The organism is Chryseobacterium sp. CG10_8, assembly GCF_058117085.1.
In genome coordinates, this window is record NZ_JBYVEB010000121.1 from 1 (window position 1) to 8119 (window position 8119).

Below are 8119 nucleotides of genomic sequence, written 5' to 3' on the forward strand. Positions count from 1 at the left end.
CAGACATCTTATGAAAAAAGGAATTTTTGAAAACCTCATCCAAAGAATGGTTATATCAAAACCAATCTCTTACAAACAAATTATTGCTTAAATGCCTAATTCAATATTTTTTTTTAGTTTTAATAGAGTAAAGGTATAAATATATTTCTTAAAAACAAAAAAACACCTCAAAATGAGGTGTTTATTAATAATTTATTACAAAATTCTATTATTCCACGATTAATTGTTGAGAAGAAACTCCATTTTCTGTTGTGACATTAATAATATAGTTTCCTGTCTTAAGTTTACTCACGTCTAACTTTTTATTTTCGAATTTAGCAACCACTTTTCTACCTGACATATCAAAAACATCAACTTGATTAACTTTCTCATTTGTATCAATCATCGCATAATCTTTTGCTGGATTAGGATACAAACTTAATTCATGTTGCGCTTTAGTTACATCATCAACTGCCAAAGACTGTCCATTAACTACAACCGTATCAATAAAAATGTAATTCGTTGTGGAAGTAGCATTAGCTGGAGTACTATTTTGGAATCCCAAATAATAAGTCCCAGATGTTGTTGGAGTAAATTGTAGAGTCTCTTGAACGTATGTTAAATTATTGTAAGCTGCATGTGACGCTAATGTTGTCACCCCTGTACCAGAACTACTTGTATTAATTCCTACATTAAAAGTCATAGCTCCAGCGGTTGCAATTGTACTATAAGTTCTGTAATAATAAGAAATTGTGTATGTAGATCCACCTATCATTGAAAGAGGTCTTGAAAAAACCCAAGCATTTTGCGCTACAGTTGTACTAATTGCACTTCCAAGAAAATAAGCTGAAGTGTGAGAATAATCATTTGCTGTATTACCATCAGTAGTATCATCTGCAAACCAAGACCATGAGCCTACGTTTCCGGTTGCTTGATTACCCCATCCTAAATTGTACAAGAAAGCTTGATCAGCCGCAGGTTCAAAGTTCATATTATAAGGGTAGGAGGTTACCGCACTTTGGTTGGTCGTCCCTACAGTAACATCTCTCCATTCACTATAAACTCCACCTCCACAATTCTTACGAACATAAACATCATAAGCTTTCCCAGCTGTTAAACCTGTAATAGTATAAGTAGTACCTGCAGTTACATTAGCTGTAGAACCGCTTCCTCCTTGAGTGTAAGGATAAAGACCCCATTCTATCTGGACATCAGCAGAAGTTGTCCAATTTATTGTAGCAGAATTCTCAGTATTAGTACCAGCTGATAGACCAGAAATTGCTGCACAAGGAACACTTTTACCAAGATACGTCATTGGTCTCCAATTAGATGCAGCAATCGTTGTAGGTGGAGCTGTAGTACTCTGCCCACTTTTTAGTCCGCCAGTAAGTAAGGTGTTACATAAGGCAACATTTCCAGTTGTTGCTATTGTACCTGCAGCATTATCATATTCAAATCCAACATATAGTCCGCCACCTGTGTAGGTAAAAGTAGAACCTCCAGAAAAAACATGATTGACTTGTCCTGTTGCTGCAGGAATTGTAATAGTAGAATTACTTACTGTTGTCATTGTAGAAACAGCAGTTGCCCAAGTGGTACTCTTAGTGTTTGCTAAATCAGCTGTATTTTCTAAATAGACTTTAAAATTTCCGGTAGTCGCAACATTCTGAGCAGTCAAATACTCAAAACCAATAGCTGCAAGGATATCACCATTTACTAATCCTGATGAAGCCATTTCAGCAGCAGTTATTAAGTATACCGTTCTGGAATAGCGTTGCGCACCTTGAGGTGCTCTTGAATTTGCAGATGTTGCGCCACTAGTATTAAGTGACAAATTATACTGCATCTGTTGAGAAAATACAATAGAAGATAAAAAGAGTACTATAAAAGAAATAATAGACTTGTTTTTCATAATATATAATTTTGATTAAGTTTCGATAAAATTAGTTATAATTAATTATTAAACAAATACTTAAAATAAAAAAATGAAAAATTAATTATTCATAAAATAAAAGTGATTAAATAAAAGGAAATTTAAAATATCACAAAATTAAAGGTTAATAAATAAATATAATGCAAAATAATTAAAGAGACACAAGTTCTAAAATGAAATCGCGCCGTGCAATAATAAAGCAAAAAAGTTTAGAAACATTGATTTTTTAGTTGAAAGTCATTTTTAAAGAATAAGTAGTTAAATACTGTACATAAACTTTACAAAATAGCAAGAGATATAGAATAAACTAACCACAAATTAAAACCCGAACATCATCGTAATGTTCGGGTTTTTATGTTTAACCAAAAAAATTAGCTTATTTGGAATAATTAGCGAAAAACATAGGAATACTTTCAATCCCTTTATAGAAATTGAATAGCCCGTAATGCTCGTTCGGAGAGTGAATCGCATCCGAATCTAAACCAAATCCCATCAAAACAGACTTAGCTCCCAACACTTTTTCGAACATCGCTGTAATCGGGATACTTCCTCCTCCTCTATACGGTAACACTTCTTTTCCGAAAGAGGATTCCATTGCTAATTTAGCAGCCATAAATTCTTTGGTATCACTTGGAAGTACATACGGCATCCCTCCATGATGAGGATTTACTTTTACTCGAACGTTGCTTGGCGCAATTTTCTCAAAATATTTTGTGAATTTTTCAGTAATTTCTTCCGGAGTCTGATAAGGTACCAATCTCATTGAAATTTTAGCAAAAGCCTTTGATGGAATTACCGTTTTAGCTCCCTCTCCTGTGTAACCTCCCCAAATTCCGTTGCAATCCAAAGTTGGACGAATAGAAGTCCTTTCCAAAGTGCTATAACCTTTTTCCCCTTCAACTCCTTCTAATCCAATAGACTTTTTAAATTCCTCGGGGTTGTCTTTTAATTTGGCCATTTCTGCTCTCTCCTCATCGGAAACAACTTGTACATTATCATAAAAACCATCAATTGTAATATGACCGTCTTCATCGATTAATTTGGCAATCATTCTGCTTAAAACATGAATTGGATTTGGAACTGCACCTCCATACAAACCAGAATGCAAATCACGATTAGGTCCTTCAACCTCAATCTCAACATAACTTAAACCGCGAAGTCCAGTTGTTACTGTTGGCTGTTCGTTACTGTAAATATGTGTGTCAGAAATCAAGATGCAATCGCAAGATAACTTCTCTTTGTTTTCATTAACCCAATCACCCAAACTTACAGAGCCCACTTCTTCTTCACCTTCTAAAATAAATTTAACATTACAAGGCAAAGTATTGGTTTTCATCATTGCTTCGAAAGCTTTGATATGCATGAAAAATTGGCCTTTATCATCTGCTGAACCTCTTGCAAAGATGGCACCTTCTGGATGCAATTCGGTTTTCTCAATATAAGGTTCAAAAGGTGGTTTCTTCCATAAATCTAATGGATCTGGTGGTTGCACATCGTAATGTCCATAGACCAAAACAGTTGGCAAACTCTTATCTAAAATCTTTTCACCATAAACAATTGGATAACCCTTAGTTTCACAAATTTCTACCGCATCGGCTCCACCATTTTTAAGATGTTCTGCAACTTTTTCGGCGCAGGCAATGACATCGTTCTTATAAGCTGAATCCGCACTAATTGAAGGGATTCTCAAAAGTTCAAAAAGTTCTTCAACGAAACGATCTTTATTGTCGTTGATGTACTGTAATGTTTCTTGCATATGTTTTAGATTAAGATTTAGATTAAGACTGAGGTTAAGATTAGGATTTCTTTTATCTCATAAAAATTCACCTCAAGTCACCTCCCAAAAATAAAAAAAAAGTCTCGCTAAGGCAAGACATTTTACTTTTATATTTTTTACAAAAATTATTTCGTTAATCTAACTGCCATTCTTCTGTCTGCTGCACGTTCTGCGTCAGATGCATCCTTCGCTACTTTAGCAAATTGACTTCCGTAACCTTCAGCTCCTACTACTTGTGCTCCAACTCCTAATTTTGTTAATTCGGCTTTGATAAATTCTGCTCTACCTTTAGAAACCTTAAGGTTAACCGCCTCATCACCAGTCTTATCTGTATAACCTCCAATTTTGATTTTGGTATCAGGAAAAGCCTTTAAGATTTTAGCTAAATTTTCAATCTGACCTTCAGAACCAGCTTCTAACTGATTAGTAGAACCCATTTTGAATTTCACATTATCAAAATCGTACCATTTATCCTTCAACGCTGCATCGTCAGCTGCATTTTTGTATCCATCACTAGATAAAAATTTAACCAAATTGTCTTCCAAGCCGTTAGCAACTCCGTTAATTTTAACACCATTCAAGTCAATTTCAGCAGTGGTATGACTCTGGATAACAGATTCTCCTTCTGTATGTGGTGTCGCACCTCCTCCTTGATGGTCATCATCGTATCTTTCTTCACCTTGTTCCATTTTGATTACTCCGTGATTTCCTCCTTGAGGAATCTTTTTACAACTGATAACTAATGATGCTACTGCAATTCCTAAAATGATTTTTTTCATTATCTAATAATTTAAAGCCCAAAAGTAAGAAATATTGAAGTCTTTAACAAAATTTTTACACTGATTTTAGAATTGTTTTTCCATTAAGAGTTTGAGTGAAAATAAGATAATGCTCTCCCCCATCTTTAATCCCGTATTTTTTCTTGATTTCATCGGGTTTTAGGGGATAATTTTTTGAAATCAAATTATATTTAGTTCCCTTTTTGATGTCTTTGGATGAAACCTTTTCAACCTTTAAAATTCGACCTGGAAAATCTTCCAACTTCTTTTCTGAAGTATAAAAATGCGTATTAGGATGTAGTTTTTTGATTTTAAACGACTGAGAAACCAAATCGAAAGCACCTGATTTCAGCACTGCATTGTTGGGCTTATAGAGGTAATCTAAAACATCTGAAAACTCAGCTTTGGCGTCAAAAATATCCTTGAAATCGAAACTTAGTGTAGGTTCGTTGCTTTCAAGATTGACGGTGATGATTTTGGGATTATTATTCTCCGAATTTCCGAGCAAGACAAGAATTTCTTTAACTTCATTCTTAACCGCAACAATATGGATCTCCCTTATATTATCCAAAACTGAAACAAGGTAAGTCAAGTCAATCAGTGGCGATAATTTGATTAGGATCTGATTGGATTTCGTTTTCAGTATAGGCAAAATCTCTAAAATATTGGGAGATAAATCCTCCAATAAAAAAACTTTCTTTTTTTGAGCATCTCTCCTCGCTGGGTCAAGATAAATTAAATCAAAATGCTCTTCACTTTGCTGAAGGAAAGTTTCTAAATCCTGATTGATAAATGATGCTTTCCTACCCAATACTCCATAATTGTGTTCGACGACTTTCAAAAGTTCGGGGTTTCTTTCGACAAGGGTGACCTCATCAAAATTTTGTGACAAGAAATAGGCATCAATCCCAAATCCTGAAGTGAGGTCAACCATATTTTTACCATTAACTAAAGTAGATTTGTATTGACCTGTCGATTCTGAACTGGATTGCTCCAAATTAAGATGGGGCGGGAAAATAATTCCTTCTCGTAAAAAAAAAGGGAATTTCTTTTCAGCGATATTTCGACCTTTGATTTGCTCTGCGATTTCACGCATCGTAACATCTGTAAAAGGTGACTTCTTCAGCAACAGCTGAGGAATATCTGTATGAAGATTATCATTGATAAACTGAATAACTTGGGTATCTAAAATCGGATTCAAAATCTAGATTTTTTTTACAAAGATTAAGATTATTGCTTACAATCGCAACTTTAGACGAAAATTACATCCTGATTCCAATTACCAAAACTTTATTGAATAGAATTTCCTTCTTGCCAAAGAATTCTTTTACCATTCTTCTCAATCTCCAGCGAAACTTCTTTTGCTCCTTCTTCCCTGACGACATTATCAAAAATTTTGTAGGTATAAACTCCATTGCGAAATGTAGTCACACTATTTCCTCCGCTTCCAGAAAACTCACTCTCCCCATTGGTCAAAACAATATCTGGCTTTGAAGATTCTTTTGCACCAATTTTCCATGAAGCATATCGGTATTTGTCACTGGACAACTCATCAATCCGAATCAAATAATCTTTAGTCTGAATTTTATATACAGGACGGACGAAATCCTTAAGTGAAGGATGAAGGTTATCCTTCTGTTCTGCGATTAGTTTTTCTTTCAGATTTTTTTCAAAATTACTTTGATAATTAACCGCAATAATAAATCCCTTGTCACTATCAATCCAGATCACTCCATTATCAAGCATAATCCCACGCCATCCGACTTCATTCCATTGGTTGACTTGGGAAGTCGAAATCTTTTTGACCAAATTGTAGTCAAACACCTCATCAAATCGAATCATCATTTCCTTTTCATTTTTAACAAAAGGAATTGGATAATCTCGTCTCAAAGGGTAGTTAATCATTTTAACGATTTCATCTTTATCCAATTTCTGAAAAATCATAATCATGCGATTGACATTGGCTCTTTTGTTTTCATTGAGATCATCAGCTTGACTATAGCTGAACTGAAAAAAAATAATAAATAAAAAGATAAACTGGATTTTCATATCAATTGTTTAGAAAAGCTACTTGATGACCTTCCAACTTGCCTCTTTTAATAAGTATCGATGGCTAGCCTCTTTTAGATTGGTTCCTCTGGGAACAGAGATTCCATGTTGTACCACTATACTATCACCTGAAGATGTTTCTTCAAACACGGGTAAATCATTTCCCTGTATTAAAACACCAGTGACTTCTAATTTTAAAGATTCACCTTCGCTTTTGTAAAATCCTCTTGGCCAACTGTCGATACAATCAATAAAAATTAGCCCTCCATTTTCTATTTCTAGAGCTGGTGCTACAAAAAGTTCAACAGCATAACCTCGAAGTTGAATTTTGTTATTGATGTTCTTTTGAAGTATTGAATCATTTGCATTTGTTAAAATTACAATATCTTCCTGCGATACCTTCTTCCCAACACAACTAAAAAGAAAACCAAGAATAAGTAATATGTGAAATATCAACTTCATCAGCATGCCAAAAATTAATCTTGAAGATACTTAAAAATATGTTCTGTAATATATTTGCGTTCCTCTTCATTAGCATCCTTATCCATGCTGCTGTGATTAATATTGGTTTTCTGGATAGTGATTTTGTGCTTCTTCGCTTCTTCTTCTGTTGGTAAAACGCCTTCATCAGCAGGATAATCATTAGAACGTAAAGTATAGATTCTTGGTTGAGAAGTCAGCGGAAACTCCATTCTTCGCTGGTCCATCGTAATCAATTTAGCAACCAAATCTGGATATTGCTGCACAAAAAGAACACTCATGTCACCACCGTTAGAATGTCCGAGCAAAACAAGTTTCTCAAAATTCAATATCAGATAATCTGATTTCATTTGTTGTAGAATGAAATTAATGTTTTGTACGCCTCTTTCCCAATTGGGTCTTCTAGTAATTTGCAATTTGCCGGTCATTGCTAGAAGTTCATCCGTAGGCAACTCATGCTGAATACTAACAACAAAATAACCCTTAGATGCCAAAAATTCTAACAAATAGGAATAAGCATATAGATAATCTCCTCCTTTGTTTTCGCCATAACCATGACTAAAAATAACAGGAATTCTATTGAGATTCTTTTTGTTACGAGGCTGAAAAATGGCAATCGGAATCTTACGATTTCGAGCCTGATCAACATAAGACATTGTATCAGTTTTAACTTCGTAATAAGATGCTTTCACAACTCCATTACTCATTCGAGAAGAACAATTGATGAGTAGAAAACTAAATATCAAAATCCAAATATATTTCTTCATAATGCTCTTAAGAAAATATGATCACGGTAGTAACCTAAAAAAATTAATTTTTGGATAACGTTCCATTATTTATTTGCAATTGTCTAAACGAAGATTGTTCTTCTTCTGGGATAGATTCTCCTTTTCGAGATTTGAAATCTGTATAGATATTCTCGAAATCTATATCACTCCAATTCTTGTCCAACAGTTTTAAAGTTGTTCCATTAACATTCTTAAAAATAAGCTGAAAACCTACAAAATGAGATTGACTATTCCTCACTTCATAAAGTTGAACCTGCGTATCTTCTAGCTTCCAAATCACCTCATGCTCGCTTCCTCCCTTTGTACACAAGTGATACGTTATCTTTAGAATACT

The 8119-nt window shown here is 34.3% G+C and carries 8 protein-coding genes; all 8 read right to left on the reverse strand.

The genetic code is table 11. From position 1 onward, the window contains the following. Positions 1 to 208 precede the first annotated feature (208 nt). On the reverse strand, positions 209 to 1891 hold the full coding sequence (locus AC4AGG_RS14335) for a T9SS type A sorting domain-containing protein (RefSeq protein WP_489772700.1): 1683 nt from the start codon (positions 1889 to 1891) through the stop codon (positions 209 to 211). Between the two features lie 397 nt (positions 1892 to 2288). Continuing rightward, positions 2289 to 3668, reverse strand: a complete 1380-nt coding sequence (locus AC4AGG_RS14340; protein ID WP_489772701.1) for a dipeptidase — start codon at positions 3666 to 3668, stop codon at positions 2289 to 2291. 146 nt (positions 3669 to 3814) lie between these two features. Next, positions 3815 to 4468, reverse strand: coding sequence for an OmpA family protein (locus tag AC4AGG_RS14345; RefSeq protein WP_489772702.1), 654 nt, complete (start codon positions 4466 to 4468; stop codon positions 3815 to 3817). Positions 4469 to 4523: 55 nt separating this feature from the next. Next, positions 4524 to 5672 (reverse strand): class I SAM-dependent methyltransferase, encoded by a 1149-nt coding sequence (locus tag AC4AGG_RS14350; protein ID WP_489772707.1) that lies wholly within the window; start codon positions 5670 to 5672, stop codon positions 4524 to 4526. A gap of 86 nt (positions 5673 to 5758) precedes the next feature. Next, a complete protein-coding gene (locus AC4AGG_RS14355) occupies positions 5759 to 6517 on the reverse strand; it encodes a hypothetical protein (RefSeq protein WP_489772703.1) in 759 nt (252 codons plus the stop codon). An 18-nt stretch (positions 6518 to 6535) separates the two neighbouring features. Further along, positions 6536 to 6979: a hypothetical protein gene (locus tag AC4AGG_RS14360; RefSeq protein ID WP_489772704.1), complete on the reverse strand. Its 444-nt coding sequence runs from the start codon at positions 6977 to 6979 to the stop codon at positions 6536 to 6538. 14 nt (positions 6980 to 6993) lie between these two features. After that, positions 6994 to 7764 carry an alpha/beta fold hydrolase gene (locus AC4AGG_RS14365; protein ID WP_489772705.1) on the reverse strand — a complete coding sequence of 257 codons (771 nt, stop codon included), beginning with the start codon at positions 7762 to 7764 and terminating at the stop codon, positions 6994 to 6996. A 43-nt stretch (positions 7765 to 7807) separates the two neighbouring features. After that, a partial coding sequence (locus tag AC4AGG_RS14370; protein WP_489772706.1) for a hypothetical protein occupies positions 7808 to 8119 on the reverse strand: 312 nt, incomplete at its 5' end.

Bases quoted from the DNA above. Each gene is read 5' to 3' on its own strand.
- AC4AGG_RS14365 (WP_489772705.1), bottom strand. From the start codon at position 7,764: ATGAAGAAATATATTTGGATTTTGATATTTAGTTTTCTACTCATCAAT.
- AC4AGG_RS14340 (WP_489772701.1), bottom strand. From the start codon at position 3,668: ATGCAAGAAACATTACAGTACATCAACGACAATAAAGATCGTTTCGTT.
- AC4AGG_RS14345 (WP_489772702.1), bottom strand. From the start codon at position 4,468: ATGAAAAAAATCATTTTAGGAATTGCAGTAGCATCATTAGTTATCAGT.
- AC4AGG_RS14360 (WP_489772704.1), bottom strand. From the start codon at position 6,979: ATGAAGTTGATATTTCACATATTACTTATTCTTGGTTTTCTTTTTAGT.
- AC4AGG_RS14335 (WP_489772700.1), bottom strand. From the start codon at position 1,891: ATGAAAAACAAGTCTATTATTTCTTTTATAGTACTCTTTTTATCTTCT.
- AC4AGG_RS14355 (WP_489772703.1), bottom strand. From the start codon at position 6,517: ATGAAAATCCAGTTTATCTTTTTATTTATTATTTTTTTTCAGTTCAGC.